Source organism: Rhodococcus erythropolis NBRC 15567 (assembly GCF_001552595.1).
GTDB lineage: Bacteria > Actinomycetota > Actinomycetes > Mycobacteriales > Mycobacteriaceae > Rhodococcus_F > Rhodococcus_F erythropolis.
Genome location: NZ_BCRM01000013.1, coordinates 66,497 through 90,017, shown reverse-complemented (window position 1 = coordinate 90,017; position 23,521 = coordinate 66,497). Strand labels below are relative to the sequence as shown.

Genomic DNA, 23,521 nt, shown 5'->3' with positions numbered 1-23,521 from the left:
TTTGCTCATGTAACGGGTGGGAATAGCGCGTTCGAACCCATATAGTCATGGTCGACTGTGATCGGCTCACCACAAGTCCGTGAGCCGTATCCGTGTGCTCCCAGGGGGGTGGTACGCGGTCAACGAAGTGGAAAGGCCCACATGCGAAGCTCCATCGCACGTCGCGCCGCAGTGTTCGGTTCGGCCGCGCTGCTGCTCCTCGGACCGATTACCGCGGTCGCGAACGCAGAACCGAATGAATCCGGGGTATCCGATCAGGCAGCCCATCTGCCCGTCGAACTCGCCGAAGCCCTACAGCACGACTTGGCGCTGACGCCCGACCAGTTCGTCTCGCGTTCCGAACTCGCGCAGAAGCTCGCAGAGTTCGCCGCCATCGCGCGCGTCCAGTTTCCCGACTCTTTTGCCGGCGTGTGGCTCGACGACCTCGGCAAGGGCATCGTCGCTCTCGCTGACGGTCGCGACAAGGATGCTGCCCGCGAGGCCGCCGAGAAGGCCGGCTTCGAGGTCAAGGACGTCGCGCAGAGCGAGCAGGCTCTGCAAGGTCAACTCTCGGCACTCAACACCTGGCTCGATTCGCAGCCTGCAGAGGTCGCAGACCTCGTGCGCGGCATCGCCGTCGACGTGGTCGGCAACGGAGTCGCCCTCACCGCCGATCCTGCCGCCGGCATCGAATTGCCTGAGTTCCTGAAGCGGACCGTCGTCCACACCGCTGCTCCGCTACTGGTTCCCCCGATCGTCGCGGACCTCATTCCCGCAACCGGATCCGCAACCGGCGACGCTGCACTGGGCGGAGACGCCTTCGGCGCGACCTCCGGTAACACCGGACTGCGTTGTTCATTCGGCTTCAACGGCACCGACGGTTCAGGACGCACGGTCAACATCAGCGCCGGTCACTGCGATCCCAACCGTGCCGCTGCCGGCACCTCGAACTCCAGCCAGGTCTTCCCGATGGTGAACAACCAGACCGGGCCCCGCGTCGGATACTTCGCCAAGAGCAGCTTCGACGGGCGTGACTACTCGATCATCAACATCGACGACAACGCGAAGTACCGCTTCGAGAACAACAGCGTGCGGGTCCCGTTCAACCGTTCGGTCAACATCACCGGTACCGCCGATCCCATTGTGGGCGCCCCGGTCTGCAAGGCGGGATCGACCACCGGCTTCAGCTGCGGCGTCGTCACCGGCGTCAACCGCGTCGCCAAGGTCTTGGATCACACCCTCGACAACGGCTTCACCACCAACATCTGCGTCCTGCAGGGTGACAGCGGTGGCCCCATCGTCTCCGGAACGTTGGCAGTGGGCATCACGAGTGCGTCCAACGTCGCCACCTCTCCCCTGTGCGAGATCGCTCAGGCCGAGACGTTGTTCGGACAAGAAGCACCGACGCAGTACGCGACGCCGATCAACGACATCCTCGCCGCCAATCCAGGCCTGAAGGTTCGCGACTACTGATCGCACGCATTCCCCGAGACAGCAAAACGGGCGCCACACCTTTCGAAGGTGTGGCGCCCGTTTCGGCGTTCGTGACGGCTAACCGGAAGCGCTGCTTACTGGAAGAGAGTTGTTCCGGCCGGAGCGTTCAGGACCTGGATCAGGTCCATCCCCGCGACGATTGCGGTTCCGCCGCCGGCGAGGATCGTACCGGCGACTCCACCGATACCGGCACCGGTGACCATGCCGGGGAGGCAGCCGATAACCAGGCCGGGCAGACCCACGATGCAACCGATGACTGCACCGACGATCGTGCCGGTGAGGCTACCGATCTGCGTGGCAAGCCCGAGCTGTGACTGGAACTTCTCGATTGCCTTCTGATCCTCGTCAGGCGAAGCAACCGGGGTGAACTCGGCAGCGACCGGCTTCGGCTTGGAGCTGGCCGGGTCCAGGTTCGGCTTGAGGGTGAGGGTCTTGCCGTCCTCACTGATGGTCTCGTCGAACGGGAACTGAACGTCCCCGAGGTTGAACGCGAGCGGCAGGCTCACGAGAGTTGCGCCCTGGCTGTTCTGCAAGTCGACGTGTGTGCCGTCACCCGATACCCGGAATGCCCCGGCATCGATGGTGGTGACAACAGCCTGGTCGACGACCTCGGCGGTGTACGAAACGTCGGGTGACGTCTCCGGAGCTGCGTAAGAAGTACCTGCAGCGATGCCCGTAGCGGCAATGGTCATCGCTGCGATGGCCGCAGCTTTACGAATGAACATTTTTGATCCTCCCCGGGAGCGAGCGGGCGCAAGTCGATGACTCACACCACCCGTTTCCCCTGTGCGTGACGGGCGTAACGATAACAGCCGGTCGGTTGTCCTCACCTGCCCGGAAACCGAGTTAGGGCTGCCTGACAGAAAGGAGCCCGACGGCCACCGCCTAACGTGACGACCAGACATGTCTGCGTTTGACCAAGCCCGTCCGACGCAGAAGATTGATCTCTCCAGGCCACGAGCGGTTACCAGTCGGTATCTACAGGCTGGTAATGCTAGTTACTGGCGGGTAACATAACGCAGGTTAGTATCAGTGGGCTGTCCCGAGGTGGCCGACGCGTCGCCCTGAAACGAAAGGCCGCGACATGAATGCCCTGACGATTACGTTGGGCACGATTGGTGCTCTGCTGAGCTTGGTGTGTTGGTACATCTTCCTCTCAGGCGCGCTGAGGATGTTCAACACCGTGCGCATCGGCCAGTCGGCACCCGATCGATGGCGCCCGTTCTTCCCTCGCTTCAAGCAGATGATCATCGAGTTCATCGCGCACACGCGCATGAACAAGTTCCGCAGCGTCGGCTGGGCCCACTGGCTCGTCATGGTCGGCTTCCTCGGCGGATTCCTGCTCTGGTTCGAGGCTTACGGCCAGACGTTCAACCCCGAGTTCCACTGGCCCATCTTCGGTAACACGTGGGCGTGGCACCTGTGGGACGAGATCCTGGGCCTCGGCACCGTCATCGGTATCACCACGCTGATCGTGATCCGTCAGCTCAACCACCCGCGTCTGCCTGCACGCCTGTCCCGGTTCGGCGGCTCCAACTTCAAGGCCGCCTACGTCATCGAGGGCATCGTCCTGCTCGAGGGCCTGGGCATGATCATGGTCAAGGCCGGCAAGATCGCGACCTACGGTCACGCCAACCCGTGGACCGACTTCTTCACCATGCAGGTCGCCAAACTGCTTCCCGCCAGCCCCGTCATGATCTCGGTGTTCGCGTTCGTCAAGCTGATGACCGGCATGATCTGGCTCGCGATCGTGGGCCGCAACATCACCTGGGGCGTCGCCTGGCACCGCTTCTCCGCGTTCTTCAACATCTACTTCAAGCGTGAAGACGACGGCACCGTCGCGCTCGGCGCGGCAAAGCCCATGATGTCCAAGGGCAAAGTCCTGACGATGGAGAACGTCGACCCCGACACCGACACTCTCGGCGCCGGAAACATCGAAGACTTCTCATGGAAGGGCTGGCTGGACTTCACCACCTGCACCGAGTGCGGGCGTTGCCAGTCCCAGTGCCCTGCTTGGAACACCGGAAAGCCGCTCTCCCCCAAGCTGCTCATCATGTCGCTGCGTGACCACGGCTACGCCAAGGCCCCGTACCTGCTCGCTGGTGGACGCAAGGACATGGGCGGCGACGAGATCGGACTCGTCGACAGCGAAGGCAACGTCAAGGAAGCCGCACTCGCAGCCATCCCCGAGGCCGCACGCCTCGAGGCCGACCGCAAGCTCGTCGGTGAAACCGTCGAAGGTGAGATGGCCCCGGTCATCGACGCCGAAACCTTGTGGAGCTGCACCAACTGCGGCGCCTGCGTCGAACAGTGCCCCGTCGACATCGAACACGTCGACCACATCATCGACATGCGTCGCTACCAGGTCCTGATCGAATCGGAGTTCCCCTCCGAGCTCGCCGGCCTGTTCAAGAACCTCGAGAACAAGGGCAACCCCTGGGGCCAGAACTCCAAGGATCGCCTCAACTGGATCAACGAGATGGACTTCGAGATCCCCGTCTTCGGCAAGGACGCCGACAGCTTCGAGGACTACGAGTACCTCTTCTGGGTCGGCTGCGCCGGCGCCTACGAAGACCGTGCCAAGAAGACCACCAAGGCCGTCGCCGAACTCCTCGCCACCGCGGGAGTGAAGTTCATGGTCCTCGGCGCCGACGAAACCTGCACCGGCGACTCCGCACGTCGTGCCGGCAACGAGTTCTTGTTCCAGCAGCTCGCAATGCAGAACATCGAGATGCTCAACTCGGTCTTCGACGGTATCGAGCAGAAGAAGCGCAAGATCGTCGTCACCTGTGCGCACTGCTTCAACGCCCTCGGCAACGAGTACCCGGAGGTGGGCGGCGACTACGAGGTCGTGCACCACACTCAGCTGCTCAACCGTCTGGTGCGCCAGAAGAAGCTGATCCCGGTTGCATCCGTGAGCGAAGACGTCACCTACCACGACCCGTGCTTCCTCGGACGCCACAACAAGGTTTACGACGCTCCCCGTGAACTCATGGAAGCCTCAGGCTCCAAGCTGGTCGAAATGCCGCGTCACGGCGAACGTTCCATGTGCTGTGGTGCCGGTGGTGCTCGCATGTGGATGGAAGAGAACATCGGTAAGCGCATCAACGTCGACCGCGTCGACGAAGCGCTCTCCACCAACCCCAAGAAGATCGCCACGGGTTGCCCGTTCTGCCGCGTCATGCTCACCGACGGCGTCACTGCCCGCCAGGAGCAAGGCCAGGGCGAAGGCGTCGAGGTCGTCGACGTCGCGCAGTTGATGCTGAACTCCGTCACCCGCCTCGATCCCGCCCAACTCGGCGAGAACATCAAGGTGATCCCGCGTGAGAAGGCCCCGGTCGCTGCTGAGGCAAAGGCTGAGACCGTCGAGCAGGATCGGGTCGCCGAAGTCGAGGAAGCCGCCGCGACTCCGGAAGCCAAGGCTGCACCGGCAGGCAAGGGTCTGGCCATGAAGGGCCTCGCCAAAGCACCAGGCGCAAAAGCTCCCGGAGCCAAGGCACCAGGCAAGGGCCTCGGAATGGCCGGCGGGGCAAAGGCTCCCGGCGCCAAGAAGGCAGCTCCCGCCGCAAGCGCGGAAGCTCCCGCCGCCGAAGCTGCTGCACCGGCCACACCTGTGGCAAAGCCCAAGGGTCTCGGTCTTGCGGGCGGAGCCAAGGCTCCCGGCGGCAAGGGACTGCAGATGAAGGGCGCCGCCAAGGCACCCGGAGCAAAGGCCGCTGCCGCACCGGCAGCGGAAGCACCGGCAGCTGAGGCTGCTGCACCCGAAGCTGCTGCACCCGTCGCCAAGCCGAAGGGTCTGGGCCTGGCGTCCGGCGCCAAGGCTCCCGGCGGCAAGGGACTGCAGATGAAGGGCGGGGCCAAGGCTCCTGGTGCGAAGGCTGCACCTGCTGCTGAAGCACCTGCCGCTGCTCCGGCTGCACCTGCCGCTGCTCCGGCTGCACCCGCCGCTGCCCCGGCATCTGCACCGTCAGAGGCTCCGGCCGCCGAGGCGGAAGCCCCGAAGGCTCCACCGGTCGCCAAGGCCGGCGGACTCGGATTCAAGTCGGGCGCAAAGGCTCCCGGCGCTCGGAAGGCTGCTCCTGCTGCAGCCCCGGCGCCAGCTGCGGCACCGGCTCCCGAGGCCGAACCTGTGAAGGCAGAACCCGCCGCCGAACCTGTGAAGGCAGAACCCGCCGCCGAAGCACCTGCTGAAGCGTCCGCACCCGCGGAAGCTCCGACGCCTGCTGCCGCGCCGCCCGCCCCCAAGGCAGGTGGGCTCGGATTCAAGGCCGGCGCAAAGGCTCCCGGCCGCAAGAAGTAACCGCTCCACACGCGAATGCCCTCACCGTCATGGTGAGGGCATTCGTGTTTGTGTGGGGAGCCAATCCCGACCGAGCACCCTTTCCCTCGACTCAACACACCTTGCTCTACGCGGAAAGCGGTGCTCGCCGTGGACAAGTGGTGCTCACTCCCCCGCTGCCAAATCGAGGTCGCCCTGTCAATCTGCGACAAGCATCACCGCACCGCGCGCACGCCCGACGCCCCTTTCCTGCTGCCGTCCGATGACGTATCGCCCCGGAGCGATTCCGGTCGCGCCGTGCTCCGGATGGATCAGGTACGCGGTCACTCGGGTGTCGAGCATGCCGAGCGCAAGGCCCCGAGCATCTTTCACCGGCGTCGACCACGTGCACTCCCCTTCGTCTGCAACCAGACTGTGGGGGTTACCGCCCGCCGCGCTTCGCAGCAACTCCACTCCCGAGAGCGGCACTCTCACAGAGCGTGTCCACGGCATAGGCGCCACGATATTTGCGAGCAGCGAAAACGGGATCACGATGAGATCGCCCTGCGCCTGAAGTCCGTCGATCACAGGAATGGACACTTCCTGGTCCAGGTAGTCGAAGACATCGAGGCCGGTGAGGGTGGTGAGAGCGGACAAGGTCATGTTCGAGTTCATAAGTATCACCAAGGGTTTGAGGATTGAGGGTTTGAGGATTGGGGCTTGAGGGGTCGAGATTCAGGTTCGACGAACGAGACGGGAGTAATCGGCGCCGGTGATGCCGTAAGTCCAACCGGCGGCATCCAACGCGGAGGTAAACCATCCGGGTACGTGAAGGCCGTATCGACGCCGATGCCCGTCGCGTTCGAAAGAACCGTTGACCGCGAGGAGAATGCGTCCACTTCGGCCCCAGCCCTCCGGTGACGCGTAGAGCTGCAGCAGGCAACCGGCATTACCGGGATCGTCGGCTTGGTCGACCAGTGTCAGGCCGGCCAGCTCGATGTAGGAATCCCACCCGATCCGCTCGATTGCACATCGACGGATCTCTACATTGCGCTCGTGTGCGATGCGTTCGGCGGTCGGGTCGAGCACTACCCAGTCGGGAACGATCGCTCCGTGCAGAACGAACGCCTTTGTTCCGTCTGCGAATTCGAGTGCCGGGGAATCAGAGTGGTGGAGTCGGCGTTCTCCCCGCGCACTGCCCGGTATCCGCTCCGAGTGCAAGACCCTGGGTCGTTCCGCCATGATGCACACGTCGTCGAACGCCCACCACCACCCGGTCGAGTCAGCCAGTGCGGTCTGCACATCGAGAAGTTCACGGTCTTCCGAGCGGAAGGTCGCAAGACCGTATCGATGGCATGTGTCGTAGTACGCGATTCGATGGGCGTCCTGCTGCCCGTACCAGGTCACTCCACCCGCCACCGGGTTCGACATCGTTCGTATCGCAGCTGCGACGCCGTCGAACAGTGTCGTGTGCAACGATTCCCAGATTGCGGATCTGATGATCCGCGCTGGATTGACGCGGCGCTGAGTCGAACCCCGCTGAGTCGACCCCCGCTGATCCGACCCCTCGGACACGCTGGCACCAACGCCCCCGAACGCGCGACGTTCCATCTCCCAGCGTTCTATCTGCCAGTCAATGCTCCGACGTTCGATACGCGCGTTCATACGTCGGCGCGACGCCGAAAACATGCTCGCGATGTGCCCGCAAGCGCAGTCGAGTCCAGTGCCGTCGAAGGATATCTTGTTCGACAGACCTTCGGCGGCGATCAGATCCGATCCAGCAGAGGGCGACTGAACCCAGACGAACTCCGGTTTCGGGAGCCTGGATCGTCGGTATAGTTGCGCGACAGCAGATTCTGCCGTGGATCGATCGGCCGGACGTGTACACAGACCGCGTTCGAGCCATACGTCGCGGACTGCTTCCAAGGCCTGATTGTCTTCATCGAAGATATCGATGTTCTCGGTCGATGTCGCTCGACGTGACGTCGACGAGCGAAACGGTGCGGCGCTCACGCGACGGTGGCGGTGTCCGCCTTTCCTGTAGTCATAGTTCAACAGCCTGGCACGCAAACGCTCCGGACGCAAGGGTTGCCTAGAGTGCGACACCGAGAACCTGCCACCGTTTCCCCACACCCAACACCCTCTCCAGCGACGCGAAACCGGTTCGAACTGTGGACAAGTGGTGTTCACTCACGGCTATCCACAGCCCAGGGTTCACGGCTTCCTTTCCAGCGCCGGGCGCAGCAAGATCGATCGGTATGGGGGAACAAATACGCATCATCCGTCGGCCAGAGCAACTGTCGACAGGTCGTACCGATTCCGAGATCCGGCAGGCCTGCGCGAGTGGAAACTGGTCCAGAATCCATCGCGGTGCCTACGTACCCAGCGACCACCTGTCACGCCTCGACGCCTACGGGCTACATCGATTGCGCGTCGAGGCTGTGGCCGGTACCGCTTCGGCACATGCAGCGGTCAGCCACATCTCGGCAGCGGTGGTGCACGGCTTCGAACTCTGGAACACTCCGCTCGAAGTTGTGCACCTCTCTCGGGACCGACGAGGCGGTGGCCGTAAATCCGCTCGACGACACGTGCACTCGGTATCGTTCACCGACGACGAGGTCACCCACGTCGACGGCCTGCGCGTCACGACTCCGGCACGAACTGTTGCGGATCTCGCGAGGACGCTCCCTTTCGAACCGGCTCTCGTGGTGGGCAATTCAGCATTGCACCGTTCAGCGTTGACCAAAGATGCAGTTGCGGCCTCGCTTGCACTCAGCCCGAACCATCCGCGCCATCGACATGCGCTCCACGCGCTCACCGCGATGGACTCGCGCATCGAAAGCGTCGGTGAATCACGGAGCCTCGCATTGTTCCTGCAGGAACACTTACCACTCCCCGAACCCCAGGTCGAAATCCACGACGCCCGAGGGTTGGCCGGCCGCGTCGACTTCCTGTGGCGTGAGCAGCGCACCATCGGAGAGTTCGACGGCCGCATCAAATACGGCCGACTGGTGCCCGCCGGGCGCAGCGCCGAGGACGTGCTCTGGGACGAGAAGCTCCGCGAAGACCGACTCCGTGACGCGGGGTGGGAAGTCGCGAGGTGGACGTGGGCCGACCTGTCGACCCCGTCACTGGTGGCAGGTCGGATCCTCGCGGCCTTTGCGCGCAGCCGCGGGGCCGTCAGCTACTGATCGCAGGCTTCCACAGCTCGAGCGTCGCAATGCCGGGTGGGGTGAATCCGAGCACCTGCCCGTAGAAGGACAGCTCGGCGTTGCGTGAGCTGATGATGGTCGACTGCTTGCGGAATCCGTGAGATTCACCCTCGTAGGCCAGGTAGGCATGCGGAATACCCTTGGTCACCAGAGCATCCCGGAATCGCTCCGCCTGCGAAGGTGGCACGATCGGATCGTCGAGACCCTGGAGCAGCAACACCGGGCAGTTCAACCCGTCGACGTTGTTGAGCGGAGCACGTTCCGCGTACAGGTCGGCAGATTCCGGCAGCGGGCCGATCAAACCGTCGACATAGCGCGATTCGAAATCGTGAGTTTCCTGCACGAACAGGTCCAGTTCGGCCACGCCGAAATAGGAAGCACCACAAGCGAACACGTCGGACGTCGTCAGTGCGGCCAGAACGGTCCATCCACCGGCAGATCCGCCTTCGATGGCAAGGCGGGCCGGATCGGCAAGCCCTTGCTCAGCCAACCCGGTGACGGCGGTGACGACGTCCTGCACGTCGACGACACCCCACTGTCCGCGCAGCCGGTTGCGGTACTCACGTCCGTAACCGGTCGACCCGCCGTAATTCACATCGACGACGCCGATTCCGCGGCTGGTGAAGAAGGCGTAGACGAGGTTGAGGGCCGGGGCGACGTGCGCCGTCGGCCCACCGTGAACAAACGCAACGTATGGCGGCAGTTCGCCGTCGAGTCCTTTGTATCGCGGACTGCGCGGCGGATACGCAACGGCGTGAACTTCTCGCCCGTGTCCGTGAGCCACGACAGCTCGCGCTTCCGGAAGGTATGCAGACTCGGGCAATTCTTCGACCGACGAACGGATTTCGGTGAGTTCGCCGGTACCGAGGTCGAACTCGCGTAGCGCGCCCGCCAGTTTCGCGCCTCCCGAGGTGAGCAGCAACCGATCGCCGCGAACCTGCATGAGGCCGATGCTGGTGACACCCGGGATCGCGATGTCGCGCAGTTCCCCCGACGCCGGATCGAGTACCGCCAGCGTGTCGGTTCCCACCGTGCGTGCGGTGAGAAGGTGCCCGTTGTCGAGTTCGACGAACCAGCGCGCACCGAAGCGCCACTGTGGGCCACCGAAATCCGCATCCACCGGGCAGATCGGGGTGATCTTGCCGCCGACGCGATAGATGTTCCACCAGCCGCTGCGATCACTGATTGCGTAGAGTTCGTCGTCGGTGATCCACTCCGGTTGCAGGACGGACTCTTCAAGTCCGCCGATCAGCACGGAGTACTTCTGAGCGACGCCGTCAACGAGTGGAGCTACCCGCAGTTCGGTACCGTCCCAGGGCATTTGCGGATGGTTCCACGCGATCCAGGCTATTTTGGTTCCACTCGGCGAAAGCCTCGGTGACGAGAGGAAGTCCGAGCCGCCGACGATCGAGCGAATCTTGCCGGAACCGTCCAGCGGAATCGCGCAGATATCGCGAGTGATCGCCCCGTCCTCCGCGTGCGCTTCCCGAACCGCCCACACCTCACCGTTCACGATCTGCAGGTCTGCGTATCGCAACGCGGCCGGCGACGCGGGTTCAGGCGTCAGAGCCCGCGGAGTGACTCCTTCGAGGATGTACACCCGTTGATCGGAGAATTCACTGAAGACCAGTTTTCCGGACTCGGTGACGGTCCAGGCGCCACCGCCGTACTCGTGAACCCTGGTCCGGGCGTTCCACGGCGCGGGGAGGATGTCGACGGGTTGGTTGTCGAGACCGGATCGACGGATCGATGTCCGACCACCCTCGGTCGGACGAAGTTCAGCCCACCAGATCTCGTCACCGACGTATCGTCCACCCTCGACAGGGTGGCCACCTGCAGCCAGATCCGCTGCTCCGATCGGAGAAGTCCACGATCCGTACGGGGCTGCAATCTGCTCGCTGGGGGTCATCGCTCGACAATAGCCAACTGGTCGCGCGACACGGTCCCCGACAATGCACTTGCACAGTGGTGGAATCATGTAACTCGTGAGCACACCAGAACCCGTCCGCCATCGTCAGCCGCAGCGCGAGCTGGAGCAGTCGTCGAAGCTCCAGAACGTCCTGTACGAAATCCGTGGGCCGGTGCACGCGCATGCCGCCCGGTTGGAGGCGGAAGGACACCGGATCCTCAAGCTCAACATCGGCAACCCGGCACCGTTCGGATTCGATGCTCCGGATGTGATCATGCGCGACATGATCGCCGCCCTGCCCTATGCGCAGGGCTATTCGGAGTCGAAGGGCATTCTGTCGGCGCGGCGCGCAATCGTGACGCGTTACGAGCTGGTTCCCGGCTTCCCCGAGCTCGACGTCGACAACATCTACCTCGGTAACGGTGTTTCCGAGCTGATCACGATGACCATGCAGGCCCTCCTCAACAACGGCGACGAGGTTCTGATCCCAGCGCCCGACTACCCGCTGTGGACTGCGATGACGAGCTTGTCCGGAGGCACGCCCGTCCACTATCTCTGCGACGAGGCCAACGACTGGAATCCCGATATCGCCGATATCGAATCCAAGATCACCGACAAGACCAAGGCTCTCCTCGTCATCAACCCGAACAACCCCACGGGTGCGGTGTACTCCATGGAGGTTCTGCAGCAGTTGGTCGATCTGGCACGCAAGCATCAGCTTCTGCTGCTCGCCGACGAGATCTACGACAAGATCCTCTACGACGACGCAAAGCACATCTCGCTGGCAACGCTTGCCCCTGATCTGCTGTGCCTGACGTTCAACGGCCTCTCGAAGGCCTACCGCGTCGCCGGCTACCGCTCCGGCTGGGTGGCGATCACGGGCCCGAAGGATCACGCCGCCGGCTTCCTCGAGGGACTCGACCTCTTGGCGTCGACCCGCCTGTGCCCCAACGTCCCCGGACAGCACGCCATTCAGGTCGCCCTCGGCGGACACCAGAGCATCGAAGACCTGATCCTGCCCGGCGGTCGCCTGCTCGAGCAGCGCGACGTCGCGTGGGAGCGATTGAACATGATTCCGGGTGTTTCGTGTGTGAAACCCCGCGGTGCGCTCTACGCGTTCCCTCGTCTGGATCCGAACGTCTACGAGATCCACGACGACGAGAAGTTGGTTCAGGACCTGCTTCTCCAGGAGAAGATCCTGATGGTTCAAGGCACCGGGTTCAACTGGCCGAACCACGATCACCTTCGGATCGTCACCCTTCCGTGGGCCCGGGATCTCGCCGTGGCCATCGAGCGATTCGGCAACTTCCTCACCAGTTACAAGCAGTGATTTCGGCCCGTCGAATCGGGCAAAATCAGGTAAACAATTCGTTGTACAAATACCCCGTAAACGTAAAAGTGCGGGGTATTTGTGAGATCTTCGTCACAACATTCGCATACCAGGCGGTTTGATTGACACTTTAACTATTTAGTGACCTGCCCTGATGCGAAAACGGTCCAACCGGTACGTGATTCGTCGTGAAATTGGTAGTTGGACAACGCGCCAAACCCGATTGAAATTGGGTACATTGGTTATCAGCACTTCGGTGCCGCGAGCACCTGGTATCCCTCCCCCCCTGTGGATACCAGGTTGGTGGCGGGGACAACCCCCCCTGTTCCCCGCCACCCAGCTCGACCAATCCCAGTTTCGCCTCTTTCCCGGAAATCACCTGTGCCGACGCTGTCGTCGATCGACACTATCCGCAGAAGCTGACCATTCGCTTCGGAGCCGATAACATTGCACCGGTGCAAATCCCCAGTCCGACACTCAGTTTCCGATGAGTCACGGCCACGGCCACGGTGGCCCCATTCAGATCGGCCCCACCGCATCACGCGTCGTCATAGGCTTGCTCGTCGTCATCGGCATGGTTGTCGTCGCGGCAGCTATCGCGCTGTGGCCGGACAAGAACACCATTCCCGTCCCGCTCCCCTTTCAGAATGCCGACGGCAGTTCGGTGGAGACCGAGGCGGGCACCGTCACGATGCAGGATCTCGGCGACTGCGGAAGTTCCTCCGCCGGAAGGGTATTCGTCGGTGCACCGCAACCGCCACCCACCTCCGCCTATCAGTGCCAGCGCAGTATCGTCGATATCGAGTCCGGGCCGAATGCCGGAACGAAGACACTCCTCGAGATCATCCCGGGTGCCGGACAACCGGATCTACGGGTCGGTGACCACATTCGCCTGGTGCGTCAGACCGACCCGAACGGAAACACGCAGTACTCCTTCGAAGACTATTCGCGTGGACTCCCACTGGCGCTGATCGTCATCGCGTTCGCCGTCGTCATCATCGCCGTTGCGCGGTGGCGCGGACTGCGCGCACTCGTCGGTCTGGTGATCGCCTTCGGCGTCGTCGTCGGGTTTCTCCTGCCCGCATTGCTCGACGGTAAGCCTGCGATACCGGTTGCACTGGTCGCCGGCGCGGTGATCTTGTACGCGGTTCTCTATCTGGCGCACGGTGTCTCACTCAAGACCAGTTCGGCTTTGCTCGGCACCCTTGCCGCGATGGTGCTCGCTGCCGTTCTCTCCTACCTCTGTATCGAACTGACGCACCTCACCGGGCTGTCCGAAGAGCAGAACACCAATGTGCAGACATACATCGAGCACATCGACATCACGGGCCTGCTGCTGGCGGGCTTCATCATCGGATCGCTCGGTGTTCTCAACGACGTCACCATCACCCAGGCATCTTCGGCGTTCGAGTTGGCCGAACTCGACAAGCACGCACCCCGCCGAAAGGTGTTCAGCGGGGCGATGCGGGTCGGACGCGATCACATCGCCAGCACGGTCTACACCTTGGTTCTCGCGTACGCCGGCGGGGCGTTGCCACTGCTTCTGCTTTTCAGCGTCAGCGGTCGCCCTCTTCAGGACGTCCTGGTCGGTGACGCTGTAGCGATCGAAATCGTACGGTCCGCGGTCGGCGGGATTGCTCTGGCGCTATCTGTTCCGCTCACTACTGCTATCGCCGTGATTCTGGCTCGCCCACCCGGTAGTGCGGTCAAGGCCGGCCCCACGTCAGGCGGCCGACACTCCAAACGCTGAAAACGAGCCTCAGAGTCCGGGAATCGGTGGGAGAACCGGTAACAGAATCGGCGGAAGCCCCGGGATGTAGATCGCGGGCGGTGGCGGCGCGGGAGCGGGCGCTGGCGGCACGTAAGTGTCCTGCACGACTGGCGGAGCCTCGACGACCGGAGGGGCTTCCTCCGTCGTCGTCGGGGGCGGGGTCGTTGTGGTCGTAGGCGGCGGGGTAGTCGTGGTCGTCGGCGGCGGCGTAGTCACCTCGGTTGCCACGGGTCCGGCATCCTCGGAATCGAAGACCTTTCCTCCGTAGCCCAATCCCAACCCCACGATCACGATCGCCGCGATCACACCGGCGCCGAGGCCAGCGAACCGTAGCGGGTTTCTCGGCTCTTTGGATGTCGATTCGACGGGTTGTGTCCCGGCGAGCCAGGACGGGTGTGCGGTTCCTGCCCCGGGTGCCTCGCCTTCGTACATCGCCGAGTACGCCTGGGCGTCAACCATCACAGCCTCGGTGTCGGCGTCATGTTCTGTGCCGAATCCGTCCGTGGCCTGGTCACTGTCGGCGACCGCGAGATCTGCGGCCGGATCGAATCGTTGCTCGTGTCGGTTCGGTCGCGGCTGAGGCAGTTCCGCCGCGTAAGGGCTCGGCACCTGTTCCTGCGGAACGGACTTCGTGCCGGAAGCGGCTTCGGACAAGGCATTCGGCCGCTCCGATTCCGCGAGCGTTGCGACCCCTCCGTGGCTGAACGCCTGAACCGGAACGGGTACCTCCGCCGGGGTGTGGATCGGATACGGCGCAAAGATCGGCGCTACAGCCGGAACCTGAACCGGGGCAGATACCGCGCGCGCCGATGGCGTCATCGACGACTCCGCGATCAGCGCAGCGCCTTGCGCAGTCACGAGTTCCGGCTGCTCGGGCGCGATGAGGGGGCACTCCAGCCACGCGGCGAGGGTCGCCCGCACGATCGGAATGCGTGCACCGCCACCGATCAGGAGAATCGCGTCGGGGTTACGGCCGGACGTTGCGATGACCTCTCGTATCTCGCGTGCGAAGGCCTCCACCGACGTGACGACCAACGAATCGAAAACTTCCCGCGACAGCAGGAGAAGCCCGCCGGGCCCGGGCAGGCACACCGCACTTCGTGAGGACAGCTGTTCCTTCGCGAGTCGGCATCGCGCCTGCAGTTCGGCATCGCCACCCGGGTCGGCCGGCGTAGCTATACGGCGACGCACGGTCTGATCCGAGTAAACGAGCTCGTCGAAGTGATCTCCGCTGACCCGCGTCGACCGGGCGGTGACGACGGTAGACCGCATCTGCCTGTCCACAATGCTGATCGTCGATCCAGAACTACCGATGTCGACGACGACGAGTGTGCTCTGGTCGGTCAGCGCACCGGACTCCTCGAGCATTCGAAGCGTCGCGACTACTTCGGGAACCAGCTCGAAGTTGTCGATGCCTTTCTGTTCGAACGCTGTTTGGAGTGCTCCGGCCTGCGCTTGATCCCGGTAGGCGACGACCGTATTGCTGCCGAGATCGGCATTCTCGGTCAAGGCCACGCCGGTTGCCTCCGCTGCGACTTCCTCCGGAATCTCACGACCGCGATCGACGGCTCTGGATCGGAACACCGGACCACTGTGGTCGGGCGTCCCCGGGCGCGCCAAACGCACAGCGCTGGCTCCCACCGTCACACCCAAAACCAAGTTCATGATCCACCTTCGTCGACCGGCGACGGGTTCCGTCAGCAGACCCCGTCATTCCCCGGCCGGAAGTCTACCCACTGGGCATGGTCTGCGAGGTTCGCGCATCTCACCTAAGGCCTTCTCGCAGCTATTTTTTCGCAACCTGGACGGTCGACCTACCGCCCCAATCCGCGGTAGTTCCAACCGGCGCCGCGCCACAGGTCCGGATCGAGGCAATTTCTGGCGTCAACGATCACCCGCCGCCGAACGAGCGGTTCCAAATCACCGGGCACGAGTGAGGCGAACTCGTCCCATTCCGTGGCGATCAAGACCACATCAGCATTTCTGCAAGCTTCTGACGTGGAGGTTGCATAGTGAAGGGTGGGAAACAGTCGGCGAGAATTGTCCATGGCCTTCGGATCGAAAACGGTGACCGCTGCCCCGTGCAACTGCATCATTCCGGCAACGTTGAGCGCAGGCGAATCGCGCACATCGTCGGATTCGGGCTTGAACGCGGCCCCCAGAACCGAGACGTTAGCTCCCAGCAAACTGCCATCGCAGGCTGCCGTCACCAGTTCCACAGCTTTTGTGCGTCGTCGCATGTTGATGCTGTCTACCTCGCGGAGGAAGTACAGGGCCTGGTCGACACCCAATTCCCCGGCGCGTGCCATGAACGCCCGAATGTCCTTCGGCAGGCACCCACCGCCGAACCCCAAGCCCGCATTGAGGAACCGTCTACCGATCCGAGCGTCGTACCCGAGAGCGTCGGCCAACATCGTGACGTCGGCGCCGGTCGCCTCGCACACCTCCGCAATCGCATTGATGAAGGACACCTTGGTCGCGAGAAACGCGTTCGCAGATCCCTTGACCAACTCAGACGTCGCCAGATCGGTCACGAGGAACGGCACCCCCGCGCCCAGTATCTCGGCATACACCTCGCGAAGAACGCCTTCGGCGTTTCCCGGCCGGTCACGATCGATCCCCAGAACCAACCGGTCAGGGCTCAAGGTATCCGCGATCGCGTGTCCCTCACGCAGGAACTCCGGATTCCAGGCCACCTCTACCGAGCCACCCGCCGGCGAATTCGCTCGGAGTCGCTCGCCGAGCGCCGCTGCCGTGCCTACCGGCACCGTCGACTTCCCGACTATCAGCGAAGGCTTTCGCAACAACGGCGCCAACATGTCGATCACCGAATGAACATGACTGAGATCTGCGGCGTACTCCCCCTTCTTCTGGGGCGTCCCCACACCGACAAAATGGATGTCGGCAAAATCCGAGGCATCGGCGTAGGAAGTCGTGAACTGCAGCCGACCCGACGCCAGATTCTTCTCGAGCATGTCGGTCAGACCCGGCTCGAAGAACGGGACCTCCCCACGAGACAACTTGTCGACCTTGGACTGGTCGATGTCGACTCCCAGCACGTCGTGACCAAGTTCGGCCATACACACTGCGTGGGTCGCCCCCAGGTATCCCGTTCCGAACACGGTCATCTTCATGTGTTGTTGGTATGCGTCCGAACTTTCCGAAACGCGTACGCCAGGTGGGCGCGAAACCAACATCGGGCGTACGACGAGTGCGTCGCGCGTGCAACCTATGCTTCTGCCATGCACGTTCTCTTCGTTTGTACGGGAAACATCTGCCGATCACCCACTGGCGAACGCCTTGCACGTGCCTATGCCGCCGAAGCCGGAGTTTCCGGATTCACCGCGTCGAGTGCCGGAACCCGGGCGATGGTCGGACACCCGATCGAGCCGACTGCTGCGAGGGTTCTCGCGGGGCTCGGCGGCGACCCCACGGAGTTTCAAGCCCGACGCATGACAACAGCGCTGGCCTCGGACGCCGACCTCATTCTCACGATGACCGAAAGTCAGCGAGACAAAGTCCTGGCGATGGCTCCGGCGCGGCTCAAGCGCACGTTCACACTTCGAGAAGCCGCACGGTTGGGCTCGCTCGCAGATGCAGCAACTGTCGAGGACCTCGCCGCCGCCAGGCCCCGATTTCGTGCCGCCGAACCCGAGGACGTCATGGATCCGATGGGTAAGGAAGAGAACGTGTTTCACGAGATCGGACTTGAGATCGCTGATCTCCTCGGCCCGCTGCTCAACCGACTTCGCTTCGGTGAGCGCTGAGAGCGGGCACCGCGGTCAACTGCGGTAGCGACTTGTCCGACTCGTAGTAGTAGCTGTACTCGTACGCATTGCGTCCGCGAGACGGCGTCATCGTGATGACAGTGCCCAGGACGTGTGCACCCACACTCTGTAGGTTTCCGACCGCGCGCGCCAGTTGATCGCGCTTCGTGGAGCCGTGTCGGGCGATCACCAGAGCACCGTCCGACATCGCGGCCAGGACCGCGGCATCCGTGACGGGTAGCAACGGCGAGGCGTCGATGATGACGTAGTCGTATCGCGCCCGCAGTTCATCGAGAACATGTTTGGCCGTGTCCGTGCCGAGTAGTTCGCTCGGGTTCGGCGGGATCGGTCCGGAGGCGAGCACTGTCAGCCCGTCGAATTCGGTCGGCTGAAGCACATCGTCCAGCGTCGCTTGACCGGAGAGCACCGAACTGACGCCGACGCTTCCGATCAACCCCAGATACTTCGACACTCGCGGCTTCCGGAGGTCGCCTTCCATCAGGCACACTGACTTACCGGCCTCCGCCAAGACAAGAGCGATGTTCACGGCGGTCGTCGTCTTACCCTCGGAGGGAAGCGAACTCGTGACGACGATGACACGCGGTGGATGATCCACCTCGAGGAACTGAAGGTTGGTGCGCAATTCACGGAAGGCTTCGGCACTCACGGAATTTCCGTCACTGAAAGTGATCGCATGGTTGACTTCGACGACTTTGTCGAACGGGATCGTGCCCACCATCGCCGCACCCGCAATCTCTTCCACCGTTCGACGATCCTTCACCGTGTTGTCGAATCGATCGCGAATCAACGCAAGCGCGATTCCCGACACCAGTCCCGCCACTGCTCCGAGAGCGAGATTGCGCGAAGTCTTGGGCGAAACGGGAACAGACGGCTCTTGGGCCTGTTGCTCGACGACCACACGTGCAGGCGGCGTTCCGCCGTTCTCGGGTGTCTCCAGTTCCTTTGCCAGTGCGACGAATTCGGACGACAGAGTATTTGCGATCTCTCGCGCGAGCTCCGGTGAAGGATCCTTGACTCCGAGGTCGATCAACACAGTGTCGGGCGCCGACGTCGCAGTGACCTTGGAGGCCAACTCTTCAGCCGACATCCCGCCGACCACCCTCGGTCCCAGTTCGTCGATCGTCCGCTGCGCAAGTGTCCGGCCGGTCAGGAGTTTTGTATAGGACAGAACTCGCTGCTGTGAAAGTTGACTGCCCTGCAGTGCCTCGTTGACCGAGGTACCCGCCGACGTCGAAACGAACAGCCTCGTCGAGGCCTGGTAAACGGGCGTCGAAAGAAGAGAAGCGCAAAGGGCTCCCAGGATTCCGAGCACGGTTACAGCAGCGACTATTCGCCATCTGGCTTGCAATATCTTCAGGTAGTCGACAATTTCCATCTTGATGTCTCCTTCGGCTCACGCATGTCCACTGCGGGTCTGAGCGGTCTTTGCCGGTCAGACCGCGAGGGCGAACCGGGCTTTCTCAATTTCGATATCGATCAGCTGCGACGGACGAAACGTCCTGTGCTCACGGGCGTCCCAGTCCGCGGTAGTTCCAACCTGCGCCTCGCCACTCGTCGGGGGAAAGGCAATTGCGCCCGTCGACGATCACCTTCTTGCGAACGACTGCATCGAGATCGGACGGCTGCAACTTCAAAAATTCGGGCCACTCGGTCAACACCAGGACGACATCGGCGCCTTCGCACGCCTCCAACGCATTTGCCGAATAGGTCAACGTCGGGAACAGCGCACGCGAATTGTCCATGGCCTTCGGGTCGTACACGTTCACTGCTGCGCCTTGAAGCTGAATCTGACCCGCGACGTTGAGCGCCGGCGAATCACGAACGTCGTCCGAGTCCGGTTTGAACGCGGCACCCAGAACTGCGACTCTCGCACCGAGAAGCGATCCGCATGCCTCCCGCGCCAGTTCGACCATGCGTGTCCGTCTGCGCATGTTGATGTTGTCGACTTCGCGTAGGAACGTCAGTGCTTGGTCGGCACCGAGTTCACCGGCGCGAGCCATGAAGGCACGGATGTCCTTGGGTAGGCAACCGCCGCCGAAACCAATTCCCGCGTTGAGGAATCGACGTCCGATCCGAACGTCGTACCCGATCGCGTCGGCGAGCACTGTGACGTCGGCGCCAGCAGCCTCGCACACTTCGGAAATGGCGTTGATGAACGAGATTTTCGTGGCCAGGAATGCATTCGCTGACGCTTTGACCAACTCGGCCGTAGCGAGGTCCGTGACGAGAAAGGGAATTCCCTCATCGAGGAGGTCTGCATAAACCTCGCGCGCAGCGGATTCCGCGCGACCGTGTCGACCGCGGTCGACCCCGAGCACCAGACGATCTGGATGCAATGTGTCCTGGACGGCAAACCCCTCGCGCAGAAACTCGGGATTCCATGCGACTTCGACGCCGTCACCAACCGGTGCCAGTTCCCGCGCGCGCTTACCGAGCCGTTCCGCGGTTCCCACCGGCACCGTGGACTTCCCGAAGATGACCGCGGGTTTGGTGAGCAGCGGTGCCAGAGTTTCGATCACGGCATCCACGTAGACCATGTCAGCGGCGAACTCACCCTTCTTCTGTGGCGTACCGACCCCGAGGAAGAACACGTCCGCAAATTCAGCGGCTTCCTCGTAAGACGACGTGAACTTCAGCCTTCCTCGATCGATGTTTCGTCGTAGGACCTCGCCCAAACCTGGCTCGTAGAAAGGAACTTCCCCTGCTGCCAGTTTCTCCAGCTTTGCCGCGTCGACATCCACTCCGAGGACCTCGTGACCGAGTTCGGCCATACACGCCGCGTGTGTCGCGCCCAGGTATCCCGTGCCGAAAACTGCTATGCGAGTGCTCATGTTGCTCGATCTGCTTTCTCGACAGTGTGTGAAGTGTTGATGGGATGGGTAATTCAGGTGCGCACGGCACCGATGTTGTCTCGGTACCACGAGACCGTCGACGCGATTCCCTCGCGCAATCCGATTGTCGGCCGCCATCCGAGTTCACGAATCATGCTCACGTCCAGAAGTTTCTGCATTGTTCCGTCAGGCTTCGAGGTGTCCCACCGCGTCTCGCCGGTGTATCCGACCTCGTCGGCAACCATCGAAGCGATCTCACGAATTGTGTGGTCCTCGCCGGTTCCCACGTTGACGTGCGATGCACCGTCGTAGTTGTCGAGCAGATGCAGACACGCCGACGCCAGATCGTCGACATGCAGAAATTCACGTCGAGGATTGCCACTCCCCCAGTTGACAACCAACGGCACTGCGGATGACTGCGCCTCGTCGTAACGCCGAACGAGGGCGGGAAGTACATGCGATCCACGCGGCGAGAAATTGTCTCCCGGGCCGTACAGGTTGGTGGGCATCGCCGAGATCCAGGATCGACCATGCTGCCGCCTGGCAGCTTGAACATGGAGTATTCCCGCAATCTTTGCTATTGCATAGGCGTCGTTGGTCGGCTCGAGATGCCCGGTGAGCAGGTATTCCTCCTTGATCGGCTGCGGCGCCAATTTCGGGTAGATGCACGATGATCCGAGGAACAGGAGACGCTCGACGCCGTGTGCAAGGGCAGCGTCGAGCACGTTCACCTGGATACGGAGATTCTCCGACAGGAAGTCGACGAGGAACGTGCTGTTCGCCGCAATCCCACCAACTTTTGCTGCTGCAAGGATCACGTTGGTCGGCTTTTCGCGGGCGAAAAACTCGAAAACAGCTTCCCGCTCACGCAGATCGAGTTCGGCGGAGGTCCGTCCGAGCAACCGGGAGAAGCCGGCAGATTCCAGTTTTCGCCACACCGAAGAGCCGACCAAACCTCGGTGTCCAGCCACGTAGAACGGTGCGCCTCGATCGAGTGGTCGCGCTGCGAATGAATCACTCATCGCGTCGCCAACCAGTCGGGAAGTGCCGGAGTGTCGATCCACGGGCGCCCTTCATGTTCGAGCGCTTCGATGTCTGCCTCGACCATGATCCGGGCCAGTTCGGGTGTGTGCACGCCGGCCTTCCAACCGAGTTTGCGCTCGGCATGGCTCGGATCCCCGATCAGTGCGTCCACCTCGGTCGGCCGAAGATACCGTTCGTCGAATCGAACGTGGTTCTCCCAGTTCAGACCTGCGTGTTCGAAAGCGACTGTGAGGAAGTCGCGCACCGAGTAGTTGCCACCGGTGGCCAGCACAAAATCCTCAGGCTCGTCGACCTGCAGCATGCGCCACATTCCCTCGACATACTCCGGCGCGTACCCCCAATCGCGTATCGCATCGAGATTACCCATGTACAGATGATCCTCGATCCCGGCCTTGATACGTGCGACTGCCCGCGTGATCTTGCGCGTCACGAACGTCTCACCACGCCTGGGGGACTCGTGATTGAACAGAATTCCGTTCACCGCGAAGATTCCGTACGCCTCACGGTAGTTCTTGGTGATCCAGTACGAGTACACCTTCGCCGCACCGTAGGGCGAGCGTGGATAGAACGGTGTCTCCTCGTTCTGCGGCGGTGGTGTGGCACCGAACATCTCAGAGCTCGACGCCTGGTAGAACCGGCAGTCGAGTCCGGCCATCCGAACCGCTTCCAGTAGTCGGATCGACCCGACACCTGTCGTGTTCCCCGTGTGTTCGGGTTCGTCGAAGCTGACTCTGACGTGAGACTGCGCAGCGAGGTTGTATACCTCGTCCGGTTTGATCTGCGCGAGCAGCGTCACCAGGCGCGCTCCGTCACTGAGGTCACCGTAGTGAAGGAAAAGCCGTGCATCCGCATGGTGGGGGTCCACATAGATGTGGTTGATCCTCGAAGTATTGAACGTCGACGATCGACGGATCAGTCCGTGAACCTCGTAGCCTTTGGAGAGCAGCAACTCGGCGAGGTAAGAGCCGTCCTGTCCCGTGATTCCGGTAATCAGTGCGCGTTTCATCCTGCGTTCCTTCCGTTGCGGGACAGCCCGCCTGATAGTTGCGAAACCACGGTTGTGGTCCGTATTCCTCCGAATCGCCCGGCAGTCTCGATCTCGCTCATGTGCGTCCCCCCGAACGGCCGAGGAACTTTCGAATGTCACGCGATGCCAACCGAACGAAGGTCGAGTTACCGAACAGGTAGCGCCGCCACAGACGTTTGGGTTCCGATGCAAGTCGATACAGCCACTCGAAACCCGAGTTCTGAACGAAAGATGGTGCCTCCGAGACAGTTCCGGCCAAAAAGTCGAAGGCCGCGCCGACACCGACGGCCACGTAGTCGGTTCGATCCGCTATCGCCTTCGTGACAAAATCCTGCTTCGGAGCTCCCAAGCCGACCCACACGATGTCCGGGGCCGACGGACCGACCTTCGTGATGATGTCATCGACGAACTCCTTGCTGAACGCGGCAAACGGCGGGGCATAAGTGCCAGCCACCTCGATACCCGGATACAGCTCCTCGACTCGATCCGTCAAGAGGCTCAACGTCTCTTCTGTCGTGCCGACAAAATGGTGACGAAGGCCGTAGCGGCGCCCCTTGTCCAGGGTGGCCTCGAAGAACGACGGACCCCGGACTGGTCGAACACCGACGTGATCGGAAGCGGTGCCGCCGATCAGGCGCATCACCCAGTTGACCGGGGTTCCGTCTGCGAAGTTCACACCGGGACCCTTCAAAACCGCGGAGTAGTCGCGATCGCTGTGCGCCGCCGACACGCAGTAGGAATTCGACAACCTCACGGAGACTCCGGTTCCCGCTCCCTCTCGTCTGTCGTTGACTACCCAATCGGTTGCTCCCTCGAGATTGGTCGCGGCAAACGGAATGCCACCCACCTCGATGACCTCGAACGGACTGCTCATCTGT

17 protein-coding genes are annotated in these 23,521 nt (G+C 62.5%); 6 read left to right on the top strand and 11 right to left on the bottom strand.

What is annotated here, in order from left to right; all coding sequences use genetic code 11:
- Positions 1-141: 141 nt before the first annotated feature.
- Positions 142-1,452: a S1 family peptidase gene (locus RE4_RS18620; RefSeq protein ID WP_029254718.1), complete on the top strand. Its 1,311-nt coding sequence runs from the start codon at positions 142-144 to the stop codon at positions 1,450-1,452.
- A gap of 95 nt (positions 1,453-1,547) precedes the next feature.
- Here RE4_RS18620 and RE4_RS18615 read toward each other — a convergent pair whose 3' ends face one another.
- Positions 1,548-2,198 carry a DUF8020 domain-containing protein gene (locus RE4_RS18615; RefSeq protein ID WP_029538545.1) on the bottom strand — a complete coding sequence of 217 codons (651 nt, stop codon included), beginning with the start codon at positions 2,196-2,198 and terminating at the stop codon, positions 1,548-1,550.
- A gap of 359 nt (positions 2,199-2,557) precedes the next feature.
- Between RE4_RS18615 and RE4_RS18610 the strand changes: the two genes are divergently transcribed.
- Complete coding sequence (locus RE4_RS18610) at positions 2,558-5,773, top strand: (Fe-S)-binding protein (RefSeq protein WP_060939109.1); 3,216 nt, start codon at positions 2,558-2,560, stop codon at positions 5,771-5,773.
- A 177-nt stretch (positions 5,774-5,950) separates the two neighbouring features.
- On the opposite strand, the gene RE4_RS18605 is transcribed toward RE4_RS18610, so the two are convergent.
- On the bottom strand, positions 5,951-6,406 hold the full coding sequence (locus tag RE4_RS18605; protein ID WP_060939108.1) for a DUF8820 family protein: 456 nt from the start codon (positions 6,404-6,406) through the stop codon (positions 5,951-5,953).
- A gap of 60 nt (positions 6,407-6,466) precedes the next feature.
- Complete coding sequence (locus RE4_RS18600) at positions 6,467-7,744, bottom strand: DUF6745 domain-containing protein (RefSeq protein ID WP_060939107.1); 1,278 nt, start codon at positions 7,742-7,744, stop codon at positions 6,467-6,469.
- Positions 7,745-7,989: 245 nt separating this feature from the next.
- On the opposite strand from RE4_RS18600, the gene RE4_RS18595 reads away from it, so the two are divergent.
- Entirely contained in the window at positions 7,990-8,922 is a 933-nt protein-coding gene (locus RE4_RS18595) for a hypothetical protein (RefSeq protein ID WP_021343213.1), read from the top strand.
- On the opposite strand, the gene RE4_RS18590 is transcribed toward RE4_RS18595, so the two are convergent.
- Positions 8,912-10,852 (bottom strand): S9 family peptidase, encoded by a 1,941-nt coding sequence (locus RE4_RS18590; protein ID WP_046378116.1) that lies wholly within the window; start codon positions 10,850-10,852, stop codon positions 8,912-8,914. The two genes, RE4_RS18595 and RE4_RS18590, sit on opposite strands and share 11 nt — an antisense overlap.
- Positions 10,853-10,928: 76 nt before the next feature.
- Here RE4_RS18590 and RE4_RS18585 point away from each other — a divergent pair, with 76 nt between their 5' ends.
- Positions 10,929-12,182, top strand: a complete 1,254-nt coding sequence (locus tag RE4_RS18585) for a pyridoxal phosphate-dependent aminotransferase (RefSeq protein ID WP_019747413.1) — start codon at positions 10,929-10,931, stop codon at positions 12,180-12,182.
- A 487-nt stretch (positions 12,183-12,669) separates the two neighbouring features.
- Positions 12,670-13,932, top strand: a complete 1,263-nt coding sequence (locus RE4_RS18580; RefSeq protein ID WP_019747414.1) for a YibE/F family protein — start codon at positions 12,670-12,672, stop codon at positions 13,930-13,932.
- A gap of 9 nt (positions 13,933-13,941) precedes the next feature.
- Here RE4_RS18580 and RE4_RS18575 read toward each other — a convergent pair whose 3' ends face one another.
- Entirely contained in the window at positions 13,942-15,618 is a 1,677-nt protein-coding gene (locus RE4_RS18575; protein WP_230091103.1) for a DUF7159 family protein, read from the bottom strand.
- Between the two features lie 149 nt (positions 15,619-15,767).
- Positions 15,768-17,087 carry a UDP-glucose dehydrogenase family protein gene (locus RE4_RS18570; RefSeq protein ID WP_060939105.1) on the bottom strand — a complete coding sequence of 440 codons (1,320 nt, stop codon included), beginning with the start codon at positions 17,085-17,087 and terminating at the stop codon, positions 15,768-15,770.
- Positions 17,088-17,195: 108 nt separating this feature from the next.
- Here RE4_RS18570 and RE4_RS18565 point away from each other — a divergent pair, with 108 nt between their 5' ends.
- The gene (locus RE4_RS18565; protein WP_060939112.1) at positions 17,196-17,720 is read left to right on the top strand and encodes an arsenate reductase/protein-tyrosine-phosphatase family protein; all 525 of its coding nucleotides are present in this window, start codon (positions 17,196-17,198) and stop codon (positions 17,718-17,720) included.
- Here the strand turns inward: RE4_RS18565 and RE4_RS18560 are convergent.
- The 5 genes from RE4_RS18560 to RE4_RS18540 all read right to left on the bottom strand — a co-directional run bounded on the left by RE4_RS18560 (position 17,692) and on the right by RE4_RS18540 (position 23,517).
- Positions 17,692-19,116 (bottom strand): tyrosine-protein kinase domain-containing protein, encoded by a 1,425-nt coding sequence (locus tag RE4_RS18560; RefSeq protein ID WP_060939104.1) that lies wholly within the window; start codon positions 19,114-19,116, stop codon positions 17,692-17,694. The two genes, RE4_RS18565 and RE4_RS18560, sit on opposite strands and share 29 nt — an antisense overlap.
- Positions 19,117-19,246: 130 nt before the next feature.
- A complete protein-coding gene (locus tag RE4_RS18555) occupies positions 19,247-20,572 on the bottom strand; it encodes a UDP-glucose dehydrogenase family protein (protein WP_020968758.1) in 1,326 nt (441 codons plus the stop codon).
- A 53-nt stretch (positions 20,573-20,625) separates the two neighbouring features.
- Positions 20,626-21,594: a GDP-L-fucose synthase family protein gene (locus RE4_RS18550; RefSeq protein ID WP_060939103.1), complete on the bottom strand. Its 969-nt coding sequence runs from the start codon at positions 21,592-21,594 to the stop codon at positions 20,626-20,628.
- Entirely contained in the window at positions 21,591-22,622 is a 1,032-nt protein-coding gene (gmd, locus tag RE4_RS18545) for a GDP-mannose 4,6-dehydratase (protein WP_019747421.1), read from the bottom strand. Before gmd ends, RE4_RS18550 begins: the two co-directional genes overlap by 4 nt.
- A gap of 97 nt (positions 22,623-22,719) precedes the next feature.
- Positions 22,720-23,517, bottom strand: coding sequence for a WecB/TagA/CpsF family glycosyltransferase (locus RE4_RS18540; protein WP_019747422.1), 798 nt, complete (start codon positions 23,515-23,517; stop codon positions 22,720-22,722).
- Between the last annotated feature and the right edge of the window lie 4 nt (positions 23,518-23,521).

Bases quoted from the DNA above. Each gene is read 5' to 3' on its own strand.
- RE4_RS18590 (WP_046378116.1), bottom strand. From the start codon at position 10,852: ATGACCCCCAGCGAGCAGATTGCAGCCCCGTACGGATCGTGGACTTCT.
- RE4_RS18560 (WP_060939104.1), bottom strand. From the start codon at position 19,116: ATGGAAATTGTCGACTACCTGAAGATATTGCAAGCCAGATGGCGAATA.
- RE4_RS18575 (WP_230091103.1), bottom strand. From the start codon at position 15,618: ATGAACTTGGTTTTGGGTGTGACGGTGGGAGCCAGCGCTGTGCGTTTG.
- RE4_RS18555 (WP_020968758.1), bottom strand. From the start codon at position 20,572: ATGAGCACTCGCATAGCAGTTTTCGGCACGGGATACCTGGGCGCGACA.
- gmd (WP_019747421.1), bottom strand. From the start codon at position 22,622: ATGAAACGCGCACTGATTACCGGAATCACGGGACAGGACGGCTCTTAC.
- RE4_RS18580 (WP_019747414.1), top strand. From the start codon at position 12,670: ATGAGTCACGGCCACGGCCACGGTGGCCCCATTCAGATCGGCCCCACC.
- RE4_RS18540 (WP_019747422.1), bottom strand. From the start codon at position 23,517: ATGAGCAGTCCGTTCGAGGTCATCGAGGTGGGTGGCATTCCGTTTGCC.
- RE4_RS18610 (WP_060939109.1), top strand. From the start codon at position 2,558: ATGAATGCCCTGACGATTACGTTGGGCACGATTGGTGCTCTGCTGAGC.
- RE4_RS18595 (WP_021343213.1), top strand. From the start codon at position 7,990: ATGGGGGAACAAATACGCATCATCCGTCGGCCAGAGCAACTGTCGACA.
- RE4_RS18565 (WP_060939112.1), top strand. From the start codon at position 17,196: ATGCACGTTCTCTTCGTTTGTACGGGAAACATCTGCCGATCACCCACT.
- RE4_RS18620 (WP_029254718.1), top strand. From the start codon at position 142: ATGCGAAGCTCCATCGCACGTCGCGCCGCAGTGTTCGGTTCGGCCGCG.
- RE4_RS18550 (WP_060939103.1), bottom strand. From the start codon at position 21,594: ATGAGTGATTCATTCGCAGCGCGACCACTCGATCGAGGCGCACCGTTC.
- RE4_RS18570 (WP_060939105.1), bottom strand. From the start codon at position 17,087: ATGAAGATGACCGTGTTCGGAACGGGATACCTGGGGGCGACCCACGCA.
- RE4_RS18615 (WP_029538545.1), bottom strand. From the start codon at position 2,198: ATGTTCATTCGTAAAGCTGCGGCCATCGCAGCGATGACCATTGCCGCT.
- RE4_RS18605 (WP_060939108.1), bottom strand. From the start codon at position 6,406: ATGAACTCGAACATGACCTTGTCCGCTCTCACCACCCTCACCGGCCTC.